Source organism: Halodesulfovibrio sp. MK-HDV, from assembly GCF_009914765.1.
Taxonomy (GTDB): domain Bacteria; phylum Desulfobacterota; class Desulfovibrionia; order Desulfovibrionales; family Desulfovibrionaceae; genus Halodesulfovibrio.
On the sequence record NZ_WYDS01000006.1, the window covers coordinates 42,148 to 68,999 of the forward strand.

Sequence of the window (26,852 nt, forward strand, 5' to 3'; positions counted from 1 at the left end):
AACCATATCAGCTTGGAAACTTTGTACTATACATTAAAGAGGAAGTGAACAACATCCCCGTCTTTAACAATATATTCTTTACCTTCAGAGCGCAGAGCACCAATGGCGCGACAGGCTGCTTCGGTTTTGTTTGTTACAAAAGCATCATATGCGATAACTTCTGCACGAATGAATCCGCGTTCGAAATCGGTATGAATAACACCCGCTGACTGCGGTGCGGTGAAGCCGTCTTCGATAGTCCATGCGCGAACTTCTTTAACGCCTACGGTGAAGTAACAGATAAGACCAAGAGTGTTAAAGCTGGTCTGAATTACCTGTACAAGTCCGCTTTCGCTGATGCCGTAAGATTCAAGGAGTTCCAGTGCTTCGTCATCTTCCAGACCCTGCAACTCTTCTTCAACCTTGGCGCAGATTTTTACCAACTGGCAGTTACGACTCGTTGCGAATTCACGCAGAGTGTTCACATGCTCATTGTCTTCTGCAAGGCCGTCTTCATCAACGTTTGCGCAGTAAATAATCGTTTTGTCTGTAAGCAGGGAAAGCTCGTTGAGCTGTTCTGCCAAAACATCGCTGTCGCGTTTTGCAAAAGTAGATGCAGGGTTACCTTCGTTAAGGTGATCCAGCAGCTCTTTAATACCGTTTACAACAGGGATCATTGCTTTGTTACCACGAGTGGAACGAACCAATTTGTCGTGACGTTTTTCTACAGACTGTACGTCTGCAAGCAGCAATTCAGTTTCAATGGTCTCAACGTCGCGAATCGGGTTAATAGTACCGTCAACGTGTGTGATGTTTTCGTCTTCAAAACAACGGACAACCTGCAAAATTGCCGCTGCTTCACGAATGTTACCAAGGAACTGGTTACCAAGGCCTTCGCCCTGGCTTGCGCCGCGTACAAGACCGGCAATATCAATAAAATCTACAGTCGCGTGCAGTGTGCGCTGCGGATTTGCAATTTCTGTAAGGATGTCAATGCGCTTGTCCGGCACAGGAACAGTCGCTTTGTTGGGTTCAATTGTGCAGAAAGGATAGTTCGCAGACTCTGCGTTCTGTGCCTTTGTGAGGGCGTTGAAAAGGGTAGACTTACCCACGTTGGGAAGCCCAACGATACCGATGCTCAGTGCCATAACTTTTTTCTCCAGAATAATTTCTAATTCTTTGGCTCCGCGCGGCTATAATTCTTTTTAGCCCGAAACACAAATTCTTTCTCTCTTCAGCCATTATTTTAAACGGCGTTTTTGAGGCAATTCTTCATGGAATGTGAGTTGACAAAAGTAGCTTATTAGGTATTATTCCTAATAATAGAACTTGTTATACGAACAAGGAGTTTTTATATGACCACAGTACAAAAAATGGATGCAACATCAGTAGCGAAGTTGCTCCAAGAAGATAAAGCGGTGTTGCTGGATGTGCGAACCCCTACAGAAATTTTGGAACAGGAGATTCCTGACTCCATTGTGATGCCGTTCGATTTGGTATCTGCGGAGCGCATAAAAGAGACTATCGGTACAGACAAAAAAGTTGTTTTTGTTTGTCGCTCCGGCGGTAGGGCAAAGCAGGCCGCGGAAGCGGTGGCTGGATCTATAGATACTGCCGTTCTGGATGGCGGGATAGTGGCATGGAACAGTATAGGGCTGCCGGTAAAAGATGGTGTAAAGCGCATTCCGCTGGATCGTCAGGTTTTAATCGCGGTTGGTACTTTGTTGCTTATTACATTGTTACTCGTGCTGACTGTTTCCACAAAATTTGTCGCACTTGTCGGATTTTTCGGTGCAGCAATGATCTATGCTGGAGTCAGCGGTAACTGCGGCATGGCGCGTGTTCTTTTATTGATGCCGTGGAATAAATCTCCGCTCTGTAGCAAAGCAGCGTGCGGCGCTGTTTATAAAAAATAGCGAGATAACTTTTTAGGTAGTTCCTTTTTGTTGATCTGGTGAGAAATGCTCATCAAGAGGGCGGATAGTACTAGACCCTACTCGAAATCCTTGCATTGAATCGCCACAAAAGTACTAGGCTCCCCGGCATTACTAACAAATATGCTCTCTTACTCTGTGTTATGTCTGCCCATTGTGTAAGTAACGGGGAAATAGGCAAGTAGTCAGAAAACGTCACAAAAAAGTGTTTTAACTACAACACATTTCTGGGTGCATATTTTGCGTCATCTCTCTGTTACTTTTGCATATCTTTTTATTTAGAAAGGTATAGCCATGAGGTACAGAGTCTACTCTTGCAAATTGTTTTATACATGTGGATAGTCTTTTACCTGTAAAATAAGATAAATTTTCAATACTGTATGCTTTTTGTATAACTCTTTCATGTCTCTACAGTGTCAATATATAAAAACAATAACCCTATATTGTTGAAAATTGTGATATATACATTGCGGAAGACACACGATTCAATGAAAGGGAGTTATTTATTATGAAGAAAGAAATTATCGCACTTACTACAGCAGTGCTTTTGGTACTTACTGGATCTATTGCTTTTGCTACTAATAGTATACAGAAAGGAGATGGCTACACGGTTGCTTCTTCTCATGATCAGATGAAGCAAAAAGGTGATGACATGATGAAAGATCATGACCAGATGAAGCAAAAGGGTGATGATATGAAGAAAGATCATGACCAGATGAAGCAGAAAGGTGATGATATGATGAAAAAGGGTGATGACCAGATGAAGCAGAAAGGTGATGACATGATGAAAAAGGGTGATGATATGATGCATGACCATAGTACCCCAGGTAAGTCATGACAGAGAGGCAAGGTCGAAGGACACTTCGCCCCACCAGATAAGAAGTTGAAATAAAATATAGCCTATTGAGGCACGAACTATATAGGATGGCCGGATTTGCAGTTAAGCAAATCCGGCCTTTTTTTATATGTTGTGGTGCAGACTTGAGTTGAAAGATTTAATTGCTGCAAGTTTGTAGGTGCTTTTGAGTTAAAAAAAAATCGTAACTTCTGAAGGATACGATGAGTGATAAGCGCGATGCAAAATAATTCAAAATTGAGGCGTGAAACGAATCTCTGATCTGTAGTTTTTTCCATTTTTTCTGAACCTGAGGATTAGGTATTTGTCTGGTGTGCGGGCACTTGGTGCAGATTTTCGTGTTTTGTATTCTCGATAGTAACCTCCTGAAAAACCAAAGAAATATCTTTTAAGCATGTGAGCTTTTATCCCTTCATTTATCCCTAAACAGGCTTATGTTATCCGTTCTGACTGTAAAGATCTTTTAGGATAAAATGCTGTTTTATAAGGAGAATGATGTGAAGGTGACAGAGCTCATGTCTACAATTTTTTATTTGTAAAAAGATTCTGTATAAGTTTTACGTAAAGAAATCTTCAGGGTGTTCGATAAATATATAGACAGTATAAAACAAGTTAAATTTCGATGTTACGATATATGGTTAGGAGAATGTATGTCTATATCTGTGAACTCTATGAGGCGTGATGAACTGGAGCCTCTTGCTAAACAACTCCTCACAAAAGAAATTGAAAATAAAATTTCTGAAAATACAGCAAGTGTAAAAGCTGATGTGAAGGGAGATACAGTTACTATTTCTGAAGAAGGCCGTGCGCTTTCTCAGGATAAAGAGAAATCTGGTGCGGGGTTCAAACAGGGTTCTGAAAAAGCAGAAGAATCAAAGACAACCGACCAGACCGACCAGACCGATAAAACTGGCAAAGCAGACAAATCTGAAAAGGGTGGCAAAGCAGAGGGCGGAGCTGGGGCTGAAGAGACAGCAGGCAGCCAAAGTGAAGTTGATAAGCTGATTGAAAAGTTGAAAAAGAAAATCAAAATAGTTGAGCAGAGTATCCAAGAACTTAGCAGCTCAAACATGCCGGATGATGTTAAGCAAGCTTTGCTTGGTGCAAAAAATGAGCAGCTTTCGCTTTTGAACAATCAATTGCAGCAAATGATGGAACAAAAGACAAAAGCAACGAAGTAAAGTCAGTGGCTAATTCTGGGTCAAACTTTTTTGTGAAAGTTAAATTGTATGTAATGTTAGCTTTTTTCAGTCGTTTTTAACTGATTTAATAAATACTTTTTGCCGAAATAATATGACATTACGTACTCACAATATTTTTTCCGAAACGCCCGCAAGTCTCGTAGATCTGGCAACTCCCGCTGGTTTACGAGATTTGTGTGATTTATAAGACTTGTACGATTTGCAAGGGTTGTGTGGTCTTAAGTTTTTTTTGGTATACAAATCCGCGGAGTTTCTAAAAAACTGCTGGTTTTTAGGCGGTACGAATCTGTGGGGACTATCTAGTTTACAGGGATTTGCAGGAACTTGCAGGAAATTCGAGGAAATTACAGAAATCTACAGAGAACTATAAAGATCGAAGAGCAACTAGATCGACGACGTGTACGGCTCGCGACTTCTGTATGGTTTGCCAAATTTACGACGTATACGGCGTCTACGAACATTTTTTATTACTCTGTTGTGTAGTTTTTCATACACCAAAGTAAAAGCCCCTGACGTTTTGCATCAGGGGCTTTTGCGCTCATAACAACACTACACAGCGTAGTGCAGTTAAGAAGAAAATTGTTAAGCTTTGTGGCGTTTCCACAGATCCAATTCAATTGGGATCAGTGCAAGAACCTCGGAATCAACACCGCTGGCGGTCATAATTTCGTTGCCAACGAGTTCTTCTAAACAAGATTCTGCTTTTTTAAATTTAGCATCAGATGTGATGTCGTTAATAGTCATGCGCCATCTTCTTCTTTCGTCAAAAAAGAGTACGCAATCAATGCCTTCGCGAGAGTATGTGTATTTACCAAACGGCGGTTTTTTAGCCGTTTTTTGCTGATGAACTTGTTCCATGCGGGGTATATACGCCATAAAAACATTGGAGTCTACGGTTGGATAGCTCTGATGAAATGTTAACTTATGTTGTTCGAGGAAAAAAACTTTTTTGCTATAAAAAATAGGAGTGTCGATGCTATGCGCAGTTTGGCTCCGTACTCCCGTGAAGAAACGTTAAAATCTAATAAGATAGTTGATGTGCCACTTTGCAACTTGCATATGATGTGATAGGTTGGCGCATCTTTTTTACTGATGGAGGGAGTATGCTTCGAGTTCAATACATACTAATGAGCTTTCTTTGTTGTTTTTTAATTGTAGGATGTGGACCCGCTGCACCGGAAGGTAACTATAGTAAACTTGTTTACTCTGCTTTGTTGCCGACTGAAAAAGATACAATAGACGTATGGTCTGAAGATGTTTTGGCCAACGGTGTACTTGTAAAGGCTGATAAGGCCATTTTTTGGGTTGATACTAGCAGCCGTGTTTTCGCGCTCAATAAGCAAGGGATTGCAATTACAGATTCCCAGAGCGGAGTAACAGGTGCAACTCCACAGCTACTGAAAAACATTAACCGTGCTCTTGCCGCCGCAGGTAAAAGCAGACTTAATGCACAGGGTGGCTGGAAGTTGTTTAAGTGGAATGACAAGAAATAAAGACTGCTTGTTTGCTGGAGATACAGAAGCTTCGGCGTGTTGATTGAAAAAATATTGTGCCTCAAACGCGTTAGCTGCCAAGTTGCCCACGGTTTCGCTATGGTCTTATTGTTGTAGCTTATCTACTGCGTGCATACTTACTGTGCAGACTGGTCATCAGCTTGTTACTGCAATGTGATGATGTTTGTTACTGTCGTTTGAGGATCTCATAATTTAGGGTGGAGTTTTAACTCCACCCTTTTTTTGTCTAAATTTTATTAATCAGAAGATACGTTTTTGAATTTCAATGAACGCATCGTCATTTCTAGTTCATAGTTACGCCGTAAACTTATTCCCAGTTAAGCAGACGTTGTTCGCCCGTGAGAGCACGAATGCCGGTTACATCCTGTGAGGCTTCCAGACAACCGAGGTAGGTACCATCTTTGTCGCGTACTGCGTAGTAGCGGATATGGATGAATACGCCGCTGAGCTCCAACCAGAACTCGGCAACATCGCGTTCTCCTGCCTTGAATGCTTTGAGGATATTTTCCACCATGTAGACACTTTTCGGCGGGTGGCATTTGGATACGTCACGCCCGATGATTCCGGCGCTGCGCGGGAAGACTCGCTCTTCTGTCTGGGAGAAGTATGCGACTTTATTGTTGGCATTTACGAATGACAAATCAACCGGGAGCGATTTGAGAATTGCGTTAATGACGTGCGGCTCCAGCTCGCCTCTGTCCAAAGATATTTCGCCGAGTTGCGGTGTCTGGATGGCGGCACCTTCCACTGGCTTCCAGTCTGTGCCGGGGGTAATCCATGCGTAGCCTATCTCTATTTCCCCTTCATATACCTGAGCCCAATCTTCATCAGAGAATATTTCGAAGACCATCGGGAAGAGAATATTTTCTTCTTTATGAATCATGTCACAAATAGCAACTGCGAGATTGTGCACTGTGTCGAGCGTACTGTTTAAATCATCCTGAGCAAGTTCTGTACGTGCTTTTTTGAATAGGGCGCGTATGTCGTCATGTAGTTCCCACATAACCTGTGGAGGCGCTGTGAGGCCGTGGTTTTCCATGATCGGGAATAGCTGATTTTCCTTGCGTTCGTAATGTCTGATGATTTCTGCAAGGCTTTCAATTTCTGCAATTATGCCGCTTTTGGCTGCAAAAAATTCCAGCGGGTCTTTTGCGCCTTTGATTGCTTCAAGGAGCGCCTTGCCTTTTTCATCTGCAACCTTGTTTTCTTCTTGGAAACTATGCAGTGGGTGTCCTGCTGGAAGCTCCGGCAATGCGCTTTGCGCTACCGAGTTTTCAAATAATTCTACATGCAGATCGCATAATTTTTTGATTTCCGTTTCCGGTATGCCTTCAGCTACGAGCTTTTGTTCCATCTGCCCGATTTCAGCAGGGGAAACATTGTGCAGGAGCGTGAGAAATTCTTTACGAACTTCGTCAATAGAGGCTCCGTTATGCAGACGCATAACGATATTTTTGAGTACCTCCACACGGTCTTCACCGGAAGAGGATGCAACCTGCGGACTTTCGTTGGGGTTGATTATGGTGATGTCGTCGCTTGTGTGGTGATAAATTTGCGTGGCGACTTCTAATAACAGCTCGCCAAGATCAACGTTGCCCATGCCTGATGCTTGTTCCAACGTGGCAATGCTGCCGATGGTTTTACGCATGATCGGATTTTTGAGCTTAGAAAATTTTGGGGATTTATCTACAAAGTAATCTAGTAGGAATGGGTATTCTTTAATCAAACCACCGATTTTAGTCTTTTTCGAAAGTTCCATAACGCTGCTCCATGAATAACAGTTGCAAGGCGAAATCATCGTATCACAGAGCAGTCAGGTTTGGGTGGAAATACTTTGAGTTTTTTGAAAAAGGAGTTGATGAACAAAGAAAATAGCTAGCGTGTCCTTTCGAGATAGTTCGTTGATATGGTAATCAAAAATAATAAGATTGAAAGAGTATTGAGCGTCCTTCTGCAACCATGCATAGCAGCTTGAAAACATGATGTACTCTTGAACTAAACCTACTGATAGTTGCCTGAATGAGGCTCCCAAAATTTCGAAGGGGATGGGTATCCATACTCTTGATCTCGATTTAATAGCTAATAAATAATCAATCTGTCCGCGTATATTACTCATGCTTAATTAATTGTGTTCGCGTGCAGAAGTTGGTTGTTGAGAGTGGAGCAACGCGTTTTGGATTGTAGATATCCTATGAGAGACGGCGTTATGAGGAGTACCCTAAAGTTAGTCTTTATAGGTAGCATGAACGATACGGTGTCACCATATTAACGGGGCGAGCCGTACTATCGAGTCAGCGTTTGTCTGTAGCAGAGAGAAATAGGGAATGGAGGAGAGGTCATGGAGATGAGCAATATGCCTTTGGGAGGACATTGGGTGCTGGTGATCATTATGATCATCTTAGCAACATGGGTTATCTATAGATATCTTGCTCCACAAAACGCTAAGGAGTGGCGAAACGCTGGTTTAATCCAAGGCTTTATTATTGCTTTATATGCAGAGATGTACGGGTTTCCATTAACCATTTATTTGCTAACTGGCTTTTTTGGGTTGGAAATTCCGTGGCTGCATATGCGCGGGCACCTTTGGTCTACTCTTTTAGGGCTGGGTGATGTGGGTGCGATGATTGAAATGATCATTGGCCTCGGGTTGGTAATACTCGGGCTGCTTCTTCTGGCGAGGGGGTGGTCACAAGTCTATAAGGCGCAAAAAGAAAATCGACTTGTAACCGACGGTCTTTATACATACGTACGACATCCGCAATATACTGGTATATTTTTGATCCTTTTCGGTCAGCTGGTCCATTGGCCGACGATTCTGACGTTACTTCTTTTCCCTGTAATCGTTGTTGCTTATATATATCTTGCCCGTCAGGAAGAAAGCGCTATGCGCAAAGCTTTTGGACAGAAATATGTTGAGTATATGAAGCGCACTAGAATGTTTTTTCCTGAGATTAAAAACTGGAAATTGCTATTTAAAAAGGGCTGATATTACCTTTTGATTCTTGTTTAATGTTGTTCTCACGCATCACTTTGTCCACCAACTGGCGAACATCGGAGAGGCATCAGCGACCCTTTTGGGTTTTTAACTGCGCATTGACAGTTACCGTCCTTTTTCTCGTTCATGATACGCATGAAAATAGTGGATTTTTTGTTAGTAAGAATATCCTTTTCTATGTCTTCGGCAGTGTACCCAAAGCAGTAACAAATAAGCTCTGACATTATTTAGCTCCCCAAAAAATATTTACTTTTAAAACCTTATTCTTAAATTGATCTATTGCCTAAATATCCAACCGCTACGTTGCACATAAAGTATCTGCAAATGTCCCACAATGTTTTTCCCTTATATAGAAAAAGGGCGGAGCTAAAAAACTCCACCCTTATATTGTCTGCTTGCCTTGTCTGAACCTTCCAGCAAATAAGCCGTGAACAATTTTTTATAAAAAGGTGTTCTCGCTAATTCGCAGTCAAGAGGGCGTCCCTCTTGCGGGGATGCAAGGGGCTGGCCCCTTGCCTCTCAGGGAGCCGTCGGAGACTCGCCGAAGGCATACCCACAAAAAGCGCCGCAGGCTAAAAGGCAAAAGAAGTGCTAATCAAATGGCAACTTCACACCGCCCCCGTCTATGTATTTGAAGGAGGATTTTTTTTGCGGCGCTGGCTGCTTTTTCTTGCTGCTGTATACGCGCTTTGCAGGACGACAGATGTTGCCCTTGATGATGGCGGCTGATCTTTGCAGCACGGTTGCAACGGCATACTTCGTTTTGACTTCAGTAACCTTGATGGTCGCGATCTTTGATTCCGCACGTCCGAGGGATTCTTTTGTGTAAGGATCAATGAGTCGCTCGCCAAGGTGGTATACATTGTAACGTTGGCCTTCTTTGAGGTTTCCGCCACCCATGTTCAAGTAAATCTGCTTGCCTGTAACCTTGATCACCTTGAGGGGATATATGGCCTGCAACAACTGTGTGCTGATCTTTTGTGAGACCATTTTGGACAGGCGCGCGGAAAGCGTAGCGATGGAGGTTGGAATCTCCCCTTCGTAGGTTTTGTCTACGGTGACAGTGGATGACCATTTAACCTGCATGGTGGCGGGCACGATTACTTTGTAGGAAACTTGCGCCGCGATACGCTCTCTGTAGTAGTTTTCACCAGTGATTGTGATGCCCATGCGGGTGCTTTTTGTGACATAGGAGAGAATTCTGCCTGTCACAATGTAATCAGCACCAAGGCGCATTCCAAGCTTTGCTTTCTCTTCCACTGCAAAATCGTCACTCTTCCACTTTTTCTTTTCACGCTGGTAGAGGGCTTCCTCTTCACGATCAAGAACGGTGAAACGCCTGCTCTGTACAATGCTGTCAGTAAGCTTTTGCTGGAAGATCTGCGGCACGCCGCGTTTGCGGTTTGTCGAGGATGCTTTAAATCCTACGATGGCAAGTTTGCGTCGAGTGGTCGGTGGCAAGCCGGGGGTCTCGTAGACGTTTACTTTCGCCTTTAAGGTTACGTTCCACAGACCGTTTGTCTTATTCTCGTTTATAATTTTGTAGCCTGCGATGACGCCGGAGCTTTTTGTGTCGTTTACGGAGGTGCTTTTTGCCGTGAAGTTGGTGTTCCGCTTGCCATTTACCGTTTTTGTCTTGCTGGAGCGCACAGCGGTTGTGGCTGATTTCAGACTGACGCCTTTGATCTGGCGTACTGCCTGAATCAATGCATCTTCAATGGCTGCTTCGCGTGACGCTGCGGTGCCTGTGGCGGTAGCGCTTACGATGTCTGCATGGCTTTCTACAGAAAAAATGAGAAGCATCATGCAGGCGATGGTAAGAACGCGCAGAATAGTTTTAGGTGGTGTTTTTTTAGAAATCGTCAACATCCATCATCTCCTGACCCATAACCGCGTTGGACGAAGTGTGCTTTTTCGCCTTGCGGGTTGTGGTTTTCTTTGTAGTAATAACAGCCTTCTTCAAGTCTTTTGCAAGCTTGTTTGACTGTGGTGACCATGTGTAAATTACGCCTACAATTTCCTGATTGTACTCAGGGTGCTTGTATATCCATGTGGTGAGCTTGCGCACACCCGGAAGATTATTGATGCGGCCTTTGGCGTTGATGGTCTGGTTGAGCGTGCTGATGAACTGCTTGGAGCGTTCTTTACTGCTGAAGGTGCTGCCATCCGCTTGCTGCTCTATGATTCCGATGGTTTTTTCAATCTCTTTACGTCCGGCTTCCTGACTGAACATGCCGTGGGATTTGAACAGGAACGCAAAGTTTGCGTACGCCTGTGCATCCGCATGACGCAGAGCCATTTCGCGGCCTTCTGCGCGTTCATCGTAGTCGGTGCCGGTGTAGGCATTGCCTGCCTGACCGTAGGATATGAGCACAGGGTAGCCAGCTTCATTGTAGATACGGCGGATGCCGAATTGCTGGAAAAGGGCGGCAGGATTGCTGCCGATGATGTTACGAACGGACTCACCGCCAGCTTTGCGTGGATTAGGACGCAGTTCGCCTTTGTTTGCGATGAGGGCGTTTACCCAGCTTTTGAATTTTGGAGATGCAACAACAGCAACGGCAACTTCGTGTCTGCCCTCGGAATTGTTGGCTTCAAATGTCTGTACGGGAATCATACCGCTGAGCTCTGCACTGGCTGTTGTGATGGTGCGCTTTTCAATGGCACTGCGGAGAAGATCTTTCCTCTTTTCCATCGGTAGTGCTTTGAATTTTTCTGGATCAACACCATTTTCATTCAGCATGGTGTCGAGTTTGCCGCCCATAACGGCTACAGCTTTGTCTAAAATTTCTTCAAACTTGTTAGTGCTGCCAAGTTCCTCGCGGGTGAACTCCGGCATTGTGGGGTCTTGTTTGATGCTTTGCAGGGCTTGTGCTCGTACAGTAACACCAAGGTATTTCATGTACTCGGCCTGCGCCTTTAAGTACGCTTCTTCAAACGCCATGGTGCGGAAGTTTGCCCAGTCCGGATGGTCTGCGGCAACTTTTACGCGCGCTGTGCTGACGGTGTAGAAGAGCTGGCCTTTGTTCTGTCTGCGCAGGAAGAGAGCACCTTTACCAGAGTCGTTGTACATGGAGATGAGGTCATTAAGCTCTACCTTTGGGTCAAGAACCTGCGGTACTGCGGCTTCTGCAACTGCTTCTTCGATGGCAATGGCCTCTTGCAGTGTTGCCGGAGCAGGTGCTTCAAGGGTTGTTACGCCCTGTGCAAAGGATAGAGTCGGCAGAATGAGTAAAGCAACAAGTGCTGCAATGCAGCGCTGTGCGGAGCGTGAAAAAAGTATCTGCATAGTTAGATTCTCCTAATGAAAAGGGGCTGAACGACTTCAGCCCCAAGAAAGCAGTATGTTACCAGGACACTGTGCCGGAATCACCGCGTTTGATGATCGGAGTTTCGCCTTCCCAGAAAGCAAGGCCGGTGTTGATGTCTGTAAGCGTGAGCATGAAGTAGTATTCAATCTGGTCTGTGCCAGAATCAATACGGTGGTTACGCTGGATGATCTTGCCGGATAAGCTTAAGTCCGGAGCAACAATCTGGCCTTTGCGTGCCACATTTGTCTGGTTCACTTCCTGAGATTTTCTCAGCTTGCGAGCTTCTGCAACCATTGGATCTTCAGCGCCGTCGATGCCGATGGCGGTGGTTGTTACAACTTTGCCGCTGCGAAGCAGATCGATGCGGATTTTTTTAATGAGCTGGTCAGTGTCAATGTTCTGCATTGTGTCGTTGATTACACGGGACACAACCATGACGTAACGACCGCCACCCGGTTTGGATACTGCGCCGGAGGAGAGCATTTCGTTAACAGCAGTGGAAGCTGCCTGTTCGAAGTCTCTGTAACCGAGACCCATAATGCGTGCGTTGGTGTCGTTATTTGGATCAATCATGGTAGCAGCGTTGCGTTTACCACAACCGGTGGTAGCTGCCATAAGAGCAACCAGAAGGAGGAGTAAAAGTTTTTTCATTATAAGCTCCGTTGTAAGGAATGAATAAATATATACAGAGTTCTGTATGAGCTAATTTCCAAGAGGAATAGTCTGCACGTACGGTACGCTGCCAGTCTGCGGCATACGGACGTACACAATAGAATATTTAGTGTCCGGCAATGTTGCTGATGCCAGCAAGCTGCCGTTTGGTGCCTGAATGCGTAGTGTTTTGTTTTTCGGTTTCGGTACGCGCATCAGCTGGACATTTTTAGGTAATGAAAGCCACGAGCGGGTGTCCGCCTGTGTCATTATTGATGTAAATATGCCGGTGGCAAGTCCCACAAGCTGTCCGCCTCTGCGTTGTGCCAGATACTGTCCGAAGGTTTTCGTCGCGGTGGAAGCCACAGCTTTTGTGATTGTTGACGTTAGATGCGCTTTATATTCTGCCTGCATTACCCTGTCAAAGTTGCACAGCATCTTCGAAGTGTATTGTGTAGAGCCAGATGTGGTCTGAATAAATGGCAGGGCTGCGTTGCGTGTTTGTAGTTTCGGCATGGCAAAAGAAACCATGGAGACTCCCGCACGTTCGCCAGCAATAAATAGCGGAATATCAACCCGTAACTCGTCTACTTCCGGCGCAAGGCCGTTTTCAAAAATAACCCAGACGGTGGGTTCGCGATATTTGCTGTTTTTTCTTCCGCGCGCAAAGTCGCTGGACATGGCGGTATCCAGCTCTACATACGAGTTATTTGGAACCATGCCCTTTACGCGCTTCAACATAGTATTACACTTGTTGTAGTCGCTTTTTACTTCGCCGTTTACACAAAAGAATAAACCGGAAAGATATGTTGCGTACGGGTTTACAAAATCACCGTAGCCTGTCCAGTGGTTAACTTCCGGCATGGATTGATCCACAGACTCTTTTGCAAAATCTTGAATGCGGAGCAAGTCGAGTACTGGATCATCACCTCTTCTTCGGGATGAAATTTGTCTGTTCTGCTTTGCACGCTGTTCTTTTGCGTCGTTCTGCAGCTCGTTAATTTCTTCCTTATATTCTTCCACAGCTCGGCGCTGTCGATCCAGTGTGCGGTTAAATTCTACACGTGCTTTGCTGCCTTTATTAAGCGCAAGCAAAGAAACACCTTTGTACATGTTGATGAGAACTGTGTCGCTTGTCTTAGGCTCGTAGTCCATGAATTCCCTGTTAAAGAGAATTTCCCCCATAACTTTGGATGCCGCGTAAACATCGCTTTCAGTCTCATCACTTTTTACTTCGGCTTCAGACTCATTCAGGAGTGTGTATGCATCCTCAAAGCGTCCCTGATTGAAGCGAACCATACTTGCGTCGAGCAAGAAAGGCAGCGCCTTGTCGTATTCTGTATCAAGGATTGTGGAAGCAGTTGTGGTGTCGCCTAAATAGTACGGTTGAAGCAAAGCTTTTTGCTCTTCCTGCTGCATTGCAGCACAACCGCCTAATAGTGCTACTGATATCAGTAACACGCACAATAATCGTTTCATTTCCCACCCCGTTACCAGTTATAATAGGCTCTGTGTCTCTACAGGATAGGACGGATGAACTCAAGTTGACGGCATTTCTCTGGTTTATATCAATTTTTATATGCAATAATATCAAGTTATCTATGTTGTTGCGTACCAGTTGATCGCGTGTACCATAAGGAAGGTAAGGTTTGCACAGGGTTAAGGAGTCATCATAGATTGAGAATAAATACTGGAAGAGCGGCTCGAGAATGCGATACAACGAGCAGTAGCCGCGAATACTTGTAACTGAAGTAGTTCGAACATCATTATATATGACAGACGTTATGGATACGTTTTGGAGGAATAATGAAGAAGAATATGGTAATGTTTATTTTGACTATGTGTACTGTTTTTTGTTTCGCAGCCGGTGCCGCCATGGCAGACGCCGCACCGTGGGATTCGTATAAAAAGCCAAGTGACGCAGAAGTTAAAAAGCTTCTTACTCCGTTGCAGTATAAGATTACGCAGGAAGACGGTACGGAACGATCGTTTGAAAATCCGTATTACAAGTTCTACACAAAGCAGGGTATCTATGTGGATCTGTTATCCGGTGCGCCTTTGTTCAGCACAACCACACAGTTTGATTCCGGCTCCGGCTGGCCTGCATTCACCGAGCCTATAGACCCTAAATATATTACGCTGCATAAAAAGTTCTCCTTCTTTGGAGAAGTGTTTGAAGTACGCAGCAAAACTTCTGATTCTCATTTGGGTGACAGATTTAAAGACGGCCCGCCGCCTACCCATTTGCGATACTGCATTAACTCTGCAGCACTTCGCTTTATCCCTAAAGACGATATGGAAAAAGAAGGGTACGGCGAGTTTATGTATCTGTTTAAGGATAAATAACCTTACAAGAAATAGACGCCCGATAGAAATAGGCGGCTGACAAAACCAGATGACTTGTAAGAACCAGATGACTTGTAAGAAACAGATAATTTACAAGAAATAGATGACGGTACGAAACAGACGACTGGTACGAAAAAGGCTCCAAACTTGGAGCCTTTTTTTATGCGCAGTAGAAACAATAAAGCCCCGACCACAGAAGTGACAGGGCGTAAAAAAAGGGAGTTGCTGTAACAGCAACTCCCTTAATTAGGCTTTTCGTTTTTGAGATGGGGGTGATGCTAGAAGCTGTAAACGGCGAGGATACCAGCTTTGAATACGTTGTCTACGTTGCTTGCAGCGTTGTCGCTGTCAAAGTCGGTAGCTACGTATGCGAGGTCAGCAACGAAGTCGAGGTTGTCGTACATGCTGTATGTAGTAACAAAGTCGATTTCGAGAGCGGAGTCGTCTTCGCCCCAGTTTTCGATGTCGAGGTTTGTGTTGGAATCATCGTTAGTGCCACGAATGTATGTAAGACGTGCAATGTGGGAAACTTTTTCGATGAAGGTAATTTCTTCAGCCTGAAGTGCGATACCCCATTTGCCGAGTGCGTTACCGAATACAGCATCAGATGTAGGACCAACAGCGCCTTCACCTACGAGAGTAGTAGCTGTAAAGTCGCCACCGTTATCGAGGGTAGGCATGAGGCCTTCGCCGTCGCTGTCGTCGCCAGAACCGTACCATGCCATGAATGCAGGGATGCAGTAATTTGTTGTGTAAGCAGCTTTACCAGCTACGAGGAAACCAGCGTCTTTGTCAGCTGCTTTACCGTATACACCGTCGAAGGAAAGAACGAGGTTCTGGATAGGGGTTGCTTCGAGAGCTACACCGTACCACTGAGTGTCGTTGTTGTAAGCTGTGCCGTCTGTACGCTGAGCGTTTTTGCCTGCAGCAGCAAACATAGCGTAAGGGGAAACAGTGATTGTGTCGAAGTTGATGCCAGCTACGAGGCCGTAGATGTCAACAGAAGAATCGGACATGTCGTTACCATCAGCGTCTTTACGGTCGTAAGGACGGCCGTAGAAAGCGGTGAAGTCAACGTTGGAGTAGCTAGTAGAAGCTACGATTGCGCCGAGGTCGTCGTTAAGAACAACGTTGCCAGCTACTGCACCTGGAAGAGCGAAGCCCTGGATACCAGCGCGTACTTTAACAGCGGAGTTAGGAATGAGGAAATCGAGGTAAGCACGACGTGTCTGGATGTTAACGCCGTCAGCGCCAATAGCACCACCAGAACCGCCGCCAACGTTGCCTGCTTTGGTCTGACCCCATTTGTTGTTAATTTCGAAGAATACGGTACCGGAAAGAGATTCAGAAGCAACGATGTCGATCTGAGTACGGAAACGCTGAACAAAGTCGTTTGTTTTACCGTCGTTGTCTTTGTTGAGGTAGTCGTAACCAACCCACATGTTACCAGTAGCTTTGATTTCAGCTGCAGAAGCGTTGAGCGCTGCGCCGAATACCATGCACATTGCGAGTGCAAGAGTAATAATACGTTTCATGATAATTCCTTCTTAAATTCAAAAAAGACTCAAAAACAAAAGCCGTTCAAAATTTTATACCGAGATGCCCAAAAAATACTCACTGTACTAAAACAATCTGGTGGCTATCCAAATTGTGCTCTTTAGAACGTGAGCAATAGGACGTTTAACATTCATACATGTAAAAAATAGATACCTTTCTGATGTTGCATACAGTTGTACACAAAATAGAGGACTATTTTATACAGTGTTTATATAGTGATGTATGTCTCACTGCATGGACAGAATGTTGTCTCGTTGTTGAAGATGTTTTATAAAACAAGAGAAAAATGCACATCGTCTGAATTATGGAATTATCATCTGTTTAAAATCATGCAGGGGCAGCAAGCATAAAGTCGTATGTTTCTACCTAGAATTATGTATAGGCGTTTAGATGCATTTTATGGGCGTATCCGTGTCGTGTGTCGTTAAGCTGCTGAATTATAAAGCGCAGTGAATACCGAAAAACATGTACTTCTCATACGCGTTTCTTTGAGAATTGCGAAATTGTGAAAGATATTAATGTTGAATAACTACGAATTGAGAACGTAATTTGCTAAATATAAAAAAGCCCCTGCATATCGGTTTGATAAGGGGCTTTTTCGTGTTTCTTCGCTCGAATCGTTCTTTGTTCTAACAATCCCCAGTGTTGAGCTGTCAGTTTGTCGTACCGTGCAAGCGGTCTGTTTATCGGTTAACTTCGCCTTTTTCATGGCGAACTTCTTGATTCACAATAGGTAACTTTGCCAAGTTTCTCTATTTTTAACTGATTCAGTTTATTAGGAAGACGTTAGAAAAGGAAAGGCGGTCCAAACCGGACCGCCTTACACTGTTGATACATAAATTTGCGCGGAGTGAAGCGTAAAATAAATTACCTAAGAATTTTCTCTACCTTCAAAACGGGTCTCTTCCATTCTCTCACGAAGCTCCCTAAGCAAAGCAGAGGCTTCGGTTACCTGCCGACTGCAAATGTCAGGAAGACTCTGCTGAATGAACGCCGCTTCATTTTCACGGGTTTGGGCAAGCGCCTTTTGCCCCTTTTCTGTCAACGCCACCAACTTGGAACGCTTATGTCTGGGGTTTTCGACAAACTCCATCAAGCCTTGCTCCTGCAACTCATTGCAAACGGTCTGTACGTACTGTCGTGACACGGCGAGGTCTGTCGCAACATGAGGAACCGTTGCCGGACCGTCCGAAAGCCTGTTGGCTACCCGCACTTGGGGAGTGCGTAAGCCAGCGTGCTCGTGGACACTGTCCATAGCTGCGGACAGGCTTACATGCAGCGCAAACACATCTTGAAAAAGATCATGCAGGTCGTGACCGGTGGCATGTCCATTGGGGCGCGAAGGTGTGTCGGATTGCTCTTTAATCTTCATGTCAACGGAGCTTTCAGGTGCACCACTGGTACGCTTGCGTTGGTCGGATATGGGCATTGGTTACAGCCACCTTCGTACTGTTAAACGGTATTGGCGATAGTCTTCCCCAAAGGCTTTCTCAAGGTATGCCTCTTCTTGTGGAATAACGTGAAGCCCTAGATACAACGCCATAGGCAGGGAAGTCAAAAGTATCCATATACTACCAACTGCAAGTCCAATTCCGATGAGAATAGAGACAAACCCTACATACATTGGATTACGGCTGATTGTATACGCACCACCGGTAACCAGCATGGAGGAAGGCAAGTTCGTTGGGACCTTAACACCAAGGGCGGTAAAAAGATTATGACCCCACATCATAAACATAAAACCCCCAAGGGCGATGCCTCCCCCTAGTATCATCCGCAAAATGGTAGGAATAAAAGGCAGCGTGCTAGTCCAGCAGAATTCCATTACAATTCCGGAAATGAGGCAAATATTGAACATTTTCGGTGGCATAATATTTACATTTGGGGAATCAGGCTGCGGACTGAAGTTGGTGTCGACTCTCATAATGTCCTCCTTTTTTTATTGATATGACTAAAATAAGTATGACAACTAGATTGTCACTATAGCAACTTAGTTGTCATCCAAAAAGCTATTTGTCAACTATTCCCTCTTTCCGCCTTAATTTCCGCTCAGTCTCTTTCTTCAAACCAAACTGAGTGCCCGAGTGGACTGAATGGACCGCTTTTTTATTCTATGGTGGCGGTAGGTGAACCGGCAAATGGTATAGCGACAATCTTTGATGGAAGATTGAAATTATGGGGATTTTAGCAACTCAAGGGCTTCTCGCGGTGTAGATAGATACGACTTATGAACTGACGGAAGACAACGGGCTGTGTTGGGGTGGCTGACGAGCTTGAATTGCCTGCCTGGGTGATGGGGATGTCGAGAGCATTGCCGACGAGAGGGCGGATGCTCAGGTGACTCCCGACCAGCTGGAGCGGGGATTGTTGGTGAGCAAGTCGTATGATGAGCATGCAGAGGTTTTTTAAGGGTGTTCCTGTGTGGTCTTTCTTAACTTGCTGGTTTATAAAGCAAGACAGACACCAAAAAACATGTATCCCCACATACCTCTTTCTTTGATATTTGCGAAATTGGGAAAGATGTTAATGTTGAGTACCACAGGTTATTATTCAAAATTACGGTCTAATCTTCATGATTATGAACGGATAAGAAAAGTTGCTTCAACATAAAAAAGCCCCTGCAAGGAAATGCAGGGGCTTTTTTATGTTTTTAGTACCGGAGATCACATAGAAAAATAGTACGTTAGTTCGATGTGGAAAATAATTACGGAGCTATGGCAAGCCCAATAACCCATTCTTGCGAAGCACCTTCTGGTGTGATGCTTTGTTGTAACGTGATGGTTCGTCGTGCCGTGAATCCGGCGAGGGTTAAGTCTTTATTCAAAGCTTCACAGGTTCTATTTGTAAAGCTTCTGCCTACCGCGTCTATGGAATCCTGTTTCCCATATTTAAAGGAACAGTAGAGCGATCCGCCCGGCTTGAGGGAGTTTCTGAACGAAGTCAGCACGTCGTGTAGTTCTTCGTGCGGAACATGTAGCAGAGAGGCGTTTGCCCAGATGCCATCATAAATAGGCTTGGGCTCGAACTCTTGAAAGCGAAGGCATTTGATGTCCAGTCCGGTAAGGTCTTCTGCCAGTTTTCCCAGTTCAACAGAGGCATCAAACGCATCAACCTTGTACCCGTTCTTGAGGAAGTGAAGAGCATCACGGCCGGAGCCGCAGCCTGCATCCAGAATAAATCCGTTTTCTGGAAGTACACGCAAAAACTTTTCGTACTGTTCAGTCATACTGATGGGCAAGGTCTTTTTTGAATACTCGAACGCATGGTCATTATAGTACTGCATGGCAACACTCACTTGACGTATGTTACAAAAAAAAATCCTACTCTTATTATCTGAGTACCTTATACGAAAAGTTAAGTATATTGCTTTTTTAGGTTCTAATCAAGCAGCTAAAGGCTACGTCTGCGGCATGAGTTTTCCGTCAGTATTAATGACGATAAAGCTGTTGCACGTGGACGCACCTTTGGCGTCAATAGAGGCGTTACTGTTGCGGGTGGCGCATTTGGCGCAGGCGACTGTGTGCTCTATGCGGCTCTGAATTTTTGTGGGGCTGAATTGCACCTCAGCATTACATTCAGAGCACGCAAAGTTGTGCGCCATGGCATTGTTCACGTCTTCCACGGGTTCGTTGCGGATGAGAATGTGTATGTTCTCGTCTTCTGTGGACTTGCGTCGAAACCTGTTCCCCACCTGATTGGCGAGGTTGTCTATGTTTTCATTGCTGTTGGCTGCGTTGCAATGCGGACAGGTAACGCTGTGTACAGCATAGTTTTCAATATTCTTAACGGTGAATGAAACGGTAGAGTCACAGTTGGAGCAGGGAAATGTCGTCAGCATATGTATTATCTCCGTGTGGTGATTACGTTCACTTGGGATTGCCTGAACAATAGGGCTTAGTTTGATAGTACGTAAATAGGGTGGGAGTTGTACAGATGAAAGTGGGCTGATGCTGCTTTGAATTCTTTTTCGGTAGAAAAGTAAGGATTTTGTTGTGCTGGCACATCAAAATGCTGTAAGTAAGGACATGCGCTGCATAACAGGGGATGGTTGTGCGTGTGGGTTGGTGTAAATAGGTAGAGATAGGTGTAGAGCACTCCGTTACCGGAGCACTCAATGGATTTTTACTCTATACTTAGGGGGGTGTTGTTTGCTTCTTTCGCAGCTCTTTTCAGTACGATAGAAGCGTTGATTTCTATGGCTGTACATATGCCGTACAGCTGCTCAGGGGTCGCAGCAGTTTGACCGGAAAAGACAGCGTTGATCTCGTTGGCTGAGAGGTTGGCTGTGGTTGCGATGTCTGTAGCGGACATGTCGCTGTCCTGTGCGAATTCTTGCAAGATATCGCCAACAGTGCGGTTGTACGCAGACACGCAGGCCGAGTTACAGGGGGTTCCAAGAAGCTCTTCAAAAGGTACTTCCAGTGCCTTTGCATATCGGAGCATATCTCCAAAAGTAGTTTTTTCACCGCCGAATTCTTTGCTTATCCAGCGGGAGACGGTATCGCGTCCAACGCCGAACAAGTTGCCTATTTGCTGCATCGTCTTGCCTTGCGCTCGTAGAGCCAAAATCTTTGCCATAATAACAGCCCATGCCTGAGCATTTTCAGGGTCATGTTTGGCGACGGTTTTGGAGGCTGTGCGCGTTTTGTCTTGTTGTCTTGGCATAGGGCTTGACTTTTTTTGTTGTGTTGACGCATCATTAATGCATGAACGATGTAGTTGATCGGTTATCCGAAGGACTTAGAGTAATAAACGTCAGAAAAAAATTGATACCACACTGCAAAGAGCAGTGTCAAAATGGCTTATGAAAATATATAAATGTATATGCTCAGTTAAGAATCAAAATAATAAAAAAAAGCACAGCAATAAATTATTAAATAGATAAAATGTTGAATAAAAAAGCATATCTTCACTATATCAAAATTGTGAATAAGTGTTATATATCAGTGAAAATATTTTATTAAATAAAATGTTGTAGTTCTAATGCATCGACAGTGCATAAAAAGAACTCATAGCAGCCGTATCAGCATTCGTTCTGTTTATGTGTTGCATTTGGAATGAGTATTTTCTTAATGAAAAAATATATGTAAGAGGTGAATCCTGCATCTTTTTTGGAAACAACTCAGGATGTTGATACAAATATCTATGTAAGATGCGGATAGTGACGTGCTATAAGCACAGGCAGTACACTTTATAACATAGGAGATTTGGGATGTTGTTATGTCCTGTCTGCGGAGCAAAAACACATGTTCCGCGCTCAAACGTGTCAGACGACAATTGTATCGTGCGTCAACGTGTTTGCAAGCAATGTGGACACAAGGAAATATCGGTTGAGGTATATTTATCTTCAATGCGAAAAGGGCTTAATTTTCTGGTGCAGAAAAAAGAAGAATCTTTACAACAGTGAGATAATTTTACGTTTATGCGGATACATATGTATGCACATAGCGCTCCCTACTGTGTTGTGATATTTGTATGTCCATAAAATAATAGTGCTGCTCGTATTAATAACAATGCCATTAATATCGGCTAGTCTATAACATAGTAAAGGGATTATAATGAGTGCTCAGGAAACGATTAATGTCATTGCTGCGGGGTTGGGATTAGGTATCAAAGCATATGAAAGTGCACGTCGTATTGAAGCGGCGGGTTATACTGTCCCTAATTTACTTGAGTTTGAAAACCGTATTGTAAAATTGCACAGATTGCCCCGTAAGACGGCATCGCCATCTGGCAGTGGAGGTTCACCAGCTCAATTGCCGACGGATTATGCAGGCCATGCATAAATAATGTGAAAAGGAGCTGTCTTAGACAGCTCTTTTTTTTGTCCAAAGTTTAAGCGCATCTTTACCATGATTACGAATATAGTATTCGGCAGTTATTAAATAATTTGTAGTTTCCGTGTGTTTATATTCAATGTGCGCGTCTATATGTACTTTTTGCTTGACTTGCCGCAGGTATTTCTGTTGGTGAGTGTGTACTATTTTTTGTTGGGGGATGAAAGATAGTAGCACTATGCATAGTTATTTTGCGAAATATAGTCGTTGCCATGCAGTGCGCTCAGGGGGATGCTTTTACGTCGTTATAGAATGATAACAAAAGGTGTTCAATAGTGTTTTTTACTTTGCCTACTGTATCGAGAATGACTCCACTGCATATGTTGCTGCTACTCATTGTGGTTCCATGTGCATATGCAAGTAACACTCTACAGAGTAATTGTAACATTGCTACAGGGTTTGTTTCTTCTTTACAAAAACAACACGCAGGAGACACCGTACGTCTCAAGCGATTGCGCAACAAGGTCGCAAGTCTCGGTATACAACGTTTTTCGGGAACTGTGCATTCTGTTAGAGATTTCAGCATTAAGCTGCCGCTTGGTAATACATTGATTCCGTTTGCCAACAAGGCTCTCGGGCTGCGATTCGACGGGCTTTGCGCCACAAATACAACAGCCGGAGCATCGTTCTACGATGTAGATTACGGCGCTGCCATTGTGGCAGTCATTCCGGATTCAAAGGATGCCGTTCAATGGGAACGTTTTCTTACCTCTACCGTGCGTTCGCCAGACGATATTCTTTTTCGTGAACCGGATGGAGCCATCTATTATGATTACAAAAGTAACGCGCTCGTTGCAGTATACCATCAGTATACTGCAATCTCCGGCCTTCATATAGTCGGCAGGTCCGTTATTTCCGGCGTTTCATGTGCCGCTGAAACAAACGAGTCTGCAAAGGATATCTCCACCGTTAGTAATGGAGAAATTCCACTGAATGTGGATTGTTGCAACAAAGATGTGCAGCCGTGCAGTGTGGCACTCACAGATGCAGCAGTCGTAGGTTCCGGCTTATCCGCTGAAGCAGATATGCCGCGTGAGTCTGCGACCATGATAGCAACAGCCGGAATTGCATCTGCAAACGCCCATAGCAGATGCTCGCATAGGCAGCCTCGAACTGGTGGTATTAAAGAAATTGTTCGCCTCTATTCTCAGTTGCGAACCTTGAATCCGCAGAATCGTAACGGGGCAGACACCTATTCCAAGGCATACAGCATCAACAATTTTGGTGTGAAGAATGCCTACATTGTCTGGAATAACAAAAAAGAGGGTGGTGTGCTGCTAGGTGACGGAACTGTAATTGTTCCGCCAAAATATTGCAGCCTTTATGTCGACACCTTCGGATACGTAGTAACAGACGATGACGGGGTAGGAATATTGGATTTTTCTGGAAATACCGTATTGCCCTGCAAGTACACGCTCTTTTCACTTAGTGATGACGGGCTGCTCAAGGTTGGCAAGCAAAAGGCTCCAGAAAGAAAAATGCACTACGGACTCTATGATCTCCAAAAACGCATATGGGTTGAACCAATCAAGATGTAATACATCATATTTATTGTACGTACAAAATATCAGTACAGTCCAATCTTGCTATTGTAAGCAGGCAGCGTGGTGCCAAGCTTAATGTCGCCAAATAGTAATTGGTAAAGACTATGCGCTGTGAGCAAAACAACCCCAAAAAGCGATTGTTACAATAGATTTAAAAAAACTCACACGACAAGCCATTCGGCTGATTGTTGTTTTTGGTTTATATTACAAAAAAACATGAGCAAAAAGCCCCATGAACAAAAAAGCCCCGGAACATCTTGTTCATGGGGCTTTTCAATTTTTAGCAACGTATGACCAAAATGATAAAATGGTTGACCGCACCAGTATTTCATAGTCCAACAGCGCGACTTTAATGTTATGCTATAGAGAAATTTTTGTGGGAGAGAGCCGTTGATTGAAAGAGTTTTACAGCGAGTTGCGCCAAATCTGACAGATAATCAAAAAGGCGTGTGCTTAGCACTTATTTCTACGGCAGTGATTTTGTGTGTTGCCATCGTGGTACGCCTTGTCAGTGATCGTATCCATGTGTTTCAGATTGTATTTTTCAGGCAACTTGTCCTTATTACGTTATTGCTTCCCGCAATATGTCGCAATGCAAAGACATTCCGGCATTCCAAAAATCTACTTCCGCATGCTTTTCGTGTTGTCGGAGCATTTAGTGGGCTTTGCTTAGGGTTCCTTACAGTAAGCAACCTCCCTTTAGCAGAAGCAACGGCACTAAGCTTTACCAACATATTGTTTGTGGCTGTGCTTTCAACTGTAGTGCTGGGTGAGTACGTCGGCTGGAGCAGGCGGTTGACTATCGCCATAGGATTCACCGGTGTTGTACTAGTTGTACAGCCTTCATTTGATAATCTGACGCTGACCTACACGCTGACAGGACTTGCCGGTGCCTTTGGTGCCTCAATTGCTGCCATATCTATCAAATGGATTTCACGTACAGAGCCAGTATTGTCACTGATGGTGTATCAAGCGGTGTTTGTTGGTCTGCTCGCCTTTATACCAACCTTGTTTGTGTGGCAGTGCCCCACAATGGAAGAACTGCTTTTGCTGCTCCTAATTGGTGGGTTAGCATCTCTAGGACAATGGATCTCTATGACAGCTCTTAGTCTTGGTGAAGCTAATATTATTATCAACGTGCAGTACATAAAAATTGTGTACTCAATGGTGTTGGGCTATCTGATCTTTGCTGAAACACCCAACAACTTAGCCATACTTGGTGCAGCGGTTATTCTTTGCAGCGGCATAATTCCCGTGGTTCGCAACAGAATGAAAAAGTAGCGCACTCAGCAGGCTCCTGCCGTTGATTAACGAGAGATACTTAAAGAATATTTTTTCATAAAAAAAGCTCCAGAACATATTGTTCTTGGGGCTTTTTTTATGTGCAATTGTTTTGCCTCCGGCGGGTAAGGGGACTTCCCCTTACATCCCCGCAAGGGGGGCGCCCCCTTGACCGCGAGGTTGTACTCCCCAATTTTCGAGGTTGAATTCCCTGTTCGCGCGGTTGTACTCCCTGTTTATTGTTATGGGGGGGGGAGCTAGTGGGTTTATGCAGGAGCAGGGATGTGTTTTGAATCGTAGAGGTGAAATAGGTCTGAGGGGGGAGCCTTAGAAGTCTATGGCGATCATAGACTCTTCAACCAAGAGAGTGGTTCTCTTTGGGCGTGTGAGATGGGTTCTTTTTGGGATTGGGAGGGATTTACTTTTTTGAGTTGGAGAATGTTTTTTTGGGCGTGGATGGGTGTTTTTTCGTGAAAATAGTGTTTTTTAGCCGGAAGCATTGAAAAAGCCCTCATGCGAGGGCAGTTTTTCAATGTAACTAAGGCTTGATAGGTAGCTCTTCTATCTCGATTTGGTTAGGATCGAATTTTTGCGAGCCTTGAGGCAAATATGCATAAATTTTGTATGGTCTAGCAGGGCTGTCGGGCGATATGACTGTACCGTTACAGTAAAAGCAGTAATTCGTACCATTAACTACTTGGGTTGACACAGATAGCGGCTGGTATTGAACACCAATGCCTAGTACTTGTTGAAGTTTGGAGCATTCACCGTCTGTGCATGGCCTAAATTGTGTCCATTTGCCTGACATAGAAATCCTCCTGTTCTTGAATGTATAGTTTTGGGTTAGCGTTTGATGAGGCGCTGTATTATATATAGACTAATCTTGTAGTTAGTGAATGATAACTTGCTATGAAGATGCGTTCTAATTTTCTACTCTATTGAAGTCACTTACTGTTGAATGTCTTTTTTATGCATCTTGTATGATATAGGAGCGTTACATGTATTGGATATTTGTTGTCATTGCAGTTATTGCATTAGCTTTTAATAGCTGGTGGCGTAGAAGTATTGCACGTAACTATAGAGAATTAATTGCAGAGATCGTAGCAAAGCGGCCTGAAGTAGTGAAAGATGTGCATGTTGCGGCACGTAAGCGTAAAAAATACGCGAACAACCGTGACTGGGATTCAGAACTGACTGTGTTGTGGGCTACTGATGAAGGTTTTCCCATGGATTTTGAATACACCCGTAAGCGCGCGGATGCGGAAAACATAAAATTTACGTTGAAGTCAGTTGTGCAGGATACAGGCGGGAACGTGTATTTGCAGGGAGCGGACAGGGGCAGTAAAGAAGAGCGACTCATCGATATTACAACGCTGGCATCGCATCTGAAATTGCCTATGTATAAGGTCATTCCACTGGATGAGTTGCTGGAAACCGTCTGCGGATTGCGCCTGCATTACAAATAGCCGAAAGTGATGGCAGGGGAATCGCACAACTCGTTTACTTAGTAACGCTTAATCAGCGTTGGTTGCTTTTCTCAGTTTTGTATTTCAGGCACAGAATGTGTGCCGGTGGTATTATGGATACAAAAAAACCGCTTCTACTTAGGTAGAGGCGGTTTTTTTTATGAAAGATATGGGAAATGAGCACTGCTTCCGAGTTTAGAGCAGGTGTCAGCAGTGGTTATTCAAAAAATATACAGGTCTGGCGTTGTGGAGCCATTACTGAAAATAAGCGGAAGAACTTAATACAAATAGAAAGGTTACAAAAAGAGTGAAGGACAGGACACAGTTACTGATCAGTAATAAAAATCTATTTAGCATGTTCACCTCGCGAGTGACCTTA

Annotated in this window: 23 protein-coding genes; 10 read left to right on the forward strand and 13 right to left on the reverse strand. The window is 44.2% G+C overall.

The genetic code is table 11. From position 1 onward, the window contains the following. Positions 1-26: 26 nt before the first annotated feature. Positions 27-1,127: a redox-regulated ATPase YchF gene (ychF, locus tag MKHDV_RS06045; RefSeq protein WP_160713312.1), complete on the reverse strand. Its 1,101-nt coding sequence runs from the start codon at positions 1,125-1,127 to the stop codon at positions 27-29. Positions 1,128-1,334: 207 nt separating this feature from the next. On the opposite strand from ychF, the gene MKHDV_RS06050 reads away from it, so the two are divergent. From MKHDV_RS06050 to MKHDV_RS06060, 3 genes are all read left to right on the forward strand, one after another. Continuing rightward, positions 1,335-1,895, forward strand: coding sequence for a rhodanese-like domain-containing protein (locus MKHDV_RS06050; RefSeq protein WP_160713314.1), 561 nt, complete (start codon positions 1,335-1,337; stop codon positions 1,893-1,895). 526 nt (positions 1,896-2,421) lie between these two features. Then, positions 2,422-2,751 (forward strand): hypothetical protein, encoded by a 330-nt coding sequence (locus MKHDV_RS06055; RefSeq protein ID WP_160713316.1) that lies wholly within the window; start codon positions 2,422-2,424, stop codon positions 2,749-2,751. 596 nt (positions 2,752-3,347) lie between these two features. Continuing rightward, positions 3,348-3,950 carry a hypothetical protein gene (locus tag MKHDV_RS06060; protein WP_160713318.1) on the forward strand — a complete coding sequence of 201 codons (603 nt, stop codon included), beginning with the start codon at positions 3,348-3,350 and terminating at the stop codon, positions 3,948-3,950. A 603-nt stretch (positions 3,951-4,553) separates the two neighbouring features. Here MKHDV_RS06060 and MKHDV_RS06065 read toward each other — a convergent pair. After that, entirely contained in the window at positions 4,554-4,829 is a 276-nt protein-coding gene (locus MKHDV_RS06065) for a hypothetical protein (RefSeq protein WP_216846864.1), read from the reverse strand. 245 nt (positions 4,830-5,074) lie between these two features. Between MKHDV_RS06065 and MKHDV_RS06070 the strand changes: the two genes are divergently transcribed. Continuing rightward, positions 5,075-5,464 (forward strand): hypothetical protein, encoded by a 390-nt coding sequence (locus MKHDV_RS06070; RefSeq protein WP_160713322.1) that lies wholly within the window; start codon positions 5,075-5,077, stop codon positions 5,462-5,464. Positions 5,465-5,792: 328 nt separating this feature from the next. Here MKHDV_RS06070 and MKHDV_RS06075 read toward each other — a convergent pair whose 3' ends face one another. Then, entirely contained in the window at positions 5,793-7,244 is a 1,452-nt protein-coding gene (locus MKHDV_RS06075; RefSeq protein ID WP_160713324.1) for a DUF438 domain-containing protein, read from the reverse strand. A gap of 579 nt (positions 7,245-7,823) precedes the next feature. Between MKHDV_RS06075 and MKHDV_RS06080 the strand changes: the two genes are divergently transcribed. Continuing rightward, a complete protein-coding gene (locus MKHDV_RS06080) occupies positions 7,824-8,471 on the forward strand; it encodes an isoprenylcysteine carboxylmethyltransferase family protein (RefSeq protein WP_216846865.1) in 648 nt (215 codons plus the stop codon). Between the two features lie 600 nt (positions 8,472-9,071). Here MKHDV_RS06080 and MKHDV_RS06085 read toward each other — a convergent pair. From MKHDV_RS06085 to MKHDV_RS06100, 4 genes are read right to left on the reverse strand one after another with little or no spacing between them, the layout of a single operon-like run. Next, positions 9,072-10,349 (reverse strand): CsgG/HfaB family protein, encoded by a 1,278-nt coding sequence (locus MKHDV_RS06085; protein ID WP_160713326.1) that lies wholly within the window; start codon positions 10,347-10,349, stop codon positions 9,072-9,074. Further along, positions 10,333-11,769 carry a DUF6844 domain-containing protein gene (locus MKHDV_RS06090; protein ID WP_160713328.1) on the reverse strand — a complete coding sequence of 479 codons (1,437 nt, stop codon included), beginning with the start codon at positions 11,767-11,769 and terminating at the stop codon, positions 10,333-10,335. Before MKHDV_RS06090 ends, MKHDV_RS06085 begins: the two co-directional genes overlap by 17 nt. A gap of 58 nt (positions 11,770-11,827) precedes the next feature. Beyond that, positions 11,828-12,442, reverse strand: coding sequence for a penicillin-binding protein activator LpoB (gene lpoB / locus MKHDV_RS06095; RefSeq protein WP_160713330.1), 615 nt, complete (start codon positions 12,440-12,442; stop codon positions 11,828-11,830). A 51-nt stretch (positions 12,443-12,493) separates the two neighbouring features. Beyond that, positions 12,494-13,921 (reverse strand): COG3014 family protein, encoded by a 1,428-nt coding sequence (locus tag MKHDV_RS06100; protein ID WP_160713332.1) that lies wholly within the window; start codon positions 13,919-13,921, stop codon positions 12,494-12,496. A gap of 327 nt (positions 13,922-14,248) precedes the next feature. On the opposite strand from MKHDV_RS06100, the gene msrB reads away from it, so the two are divergent. Continuing rightward, complete coding sequence (gene msrB, locus MKHDV_RS06105; protein ID WP_254060424.1) at positions 14,249-14,788, forward strand: peptide-methionine (R)-S-oxide reductase MsrB; 540 nt, start codon at positions 14,249-14,251, stop codon at positions 14,786-14,788. A 278-nt stretch (positions 14,789-15,066) separates the two neighbouring features. Here msrB and MKHDV_RS06110 read toward each other — a convergent pair whose 3' ends face one another. From MKHDV_RS06110 to MKHDV_RS06135, 6 genes are all read right to left on the reverse strand, one after another. Further along, positions 15,067-16,323 carry an outer membrane homotrimeric porin gene (locus MKHDV_RS06110; protein ID WP_160713334.1) on the reverse strand — a complete coding sequence of 419 codons (1,257 nt, stop codon included), beginning with the start codon at positions 16,321-16,323 and terminating at the stop codon, positions 15,067-15,069. Between the two features lie 893 nt (positions 16,324-17,216). Further along, a complete protein-coding gene (locus MKHDV_RS06115) occupies positions 17,217-17,774 on the reverse strand; it encodes a MarR family winged helix-turn-helix transcriptional regulator (RefSeq protein WP_160713336.1) in 558 nt (185 codons plus the stop codon). 3 nt (positions 17,775-17,777) lie between these two features. Then, positions 17,778-18,269, reverse strand: a complete 492-nt coding sequence (locus MKHDV_RS06120) for an isoprenylcysteine carboxylmethyltransferase family protein (protein WP_160713338.1) — start codon at positions 18,267-18,269, stop codon at positions 17,778-17,780. A gap of 780 nt (positions 18,270-19,049) precedes the next feature. Further along, entirely contained in the window at positions 19,050-19,628 is a 579-nt protein-coding gene (locus MKHDV_RS06125) for a bifunctional 2-polyprenyl-6-hydroxyphenol methylase/3-demethylubiquinol 3-O-methyltransferase UbiG (protein WP_216846866.1), read from the reverse strand. 114 nt (positions 19,629-19,742) lie between these two features. Then, entirely contained in the window at positions 19,743-20,183 is a 441-nt protein-coding gene (locus MKHDV_RS06130; RefSeq protein ID WP_160713342.1) for a hypothetical protein, read from the reverse strand. 284 nt (positions 20,184-20,467) lie between these two features. Beyond that, positions 20,468-21,010 carry a helix-turn-helix domain-containing protein gene (locus MKHDV_RS06135; RefSeq protein WP_160713344.1) on the reverse strand — a complete coding sequence of 181 codons (543 nt, stop codon included), beginning with the start codon at positions 21,008-21,010 and terminating at the stop codon, positions 20,468-20,470. An 893-nt stretch (positions 21,011-21,903) separates the two neighbouring features. Between MKHDV_RS06135 and MKHDV_RS06140 the strand changes: the two genes are divergently transcribed. From MKHDV_RS06140 to MKHDV_RS06155, 4 genes are all read left to right on the forward strand, one after another. Continuing rightward, positions 21,904-22,131 carry a hypothetical protein gene (locus tag MKHDV_RS06140; RefSeq protein WP_160713346.1) on the forward strand — a complete coding sequence of 76 codons (228 nt, stop codon included), beginning with the start codon at positions 21,904-21,906 and terminating at the stop codon, positions 22,129-22,131. A 356-nt stretch (positions 22,132-22,487) separates the two neighbouring features. Beyond that, positions 22,488-23,720: a hypothetical protein gene (locus MKHDV_RS06145; RefSeq protein ID WP_216846867.1), complete on the forward strand. Its 1,233-nt coding sequence runs from the start codon at positions 22,488-22,490 to the stop codon at positions 23,718-23,720. A 396-nt stretch (positions 23,721-24,116) separates the two neighbouring features. Continuing rightward, on the forward strand, positions 24,117-25,007 hold the full coding sequence (locus MKHDV_RS06150; RefSeq protein ID WP_216846868.1) for a DMT family transporter: 891 nt from the start codon (positions 24,117-24,119) through the stop codon (positions 25,005-25,007). 998 nt (positions 25,008-26,005) lie between these two features. Beyond that, a complete protein-coding gene (locus MKHDV_RS06155) occupies positions 26,006-26,473 on the forward strand; it encodes a hypothetical protein (RefSeq protein ID WP_160713350.1) in 468 nt (155 codons plus the stop codon). Positions 26,474-26,852: the final 379 nt, after the last annotated feature.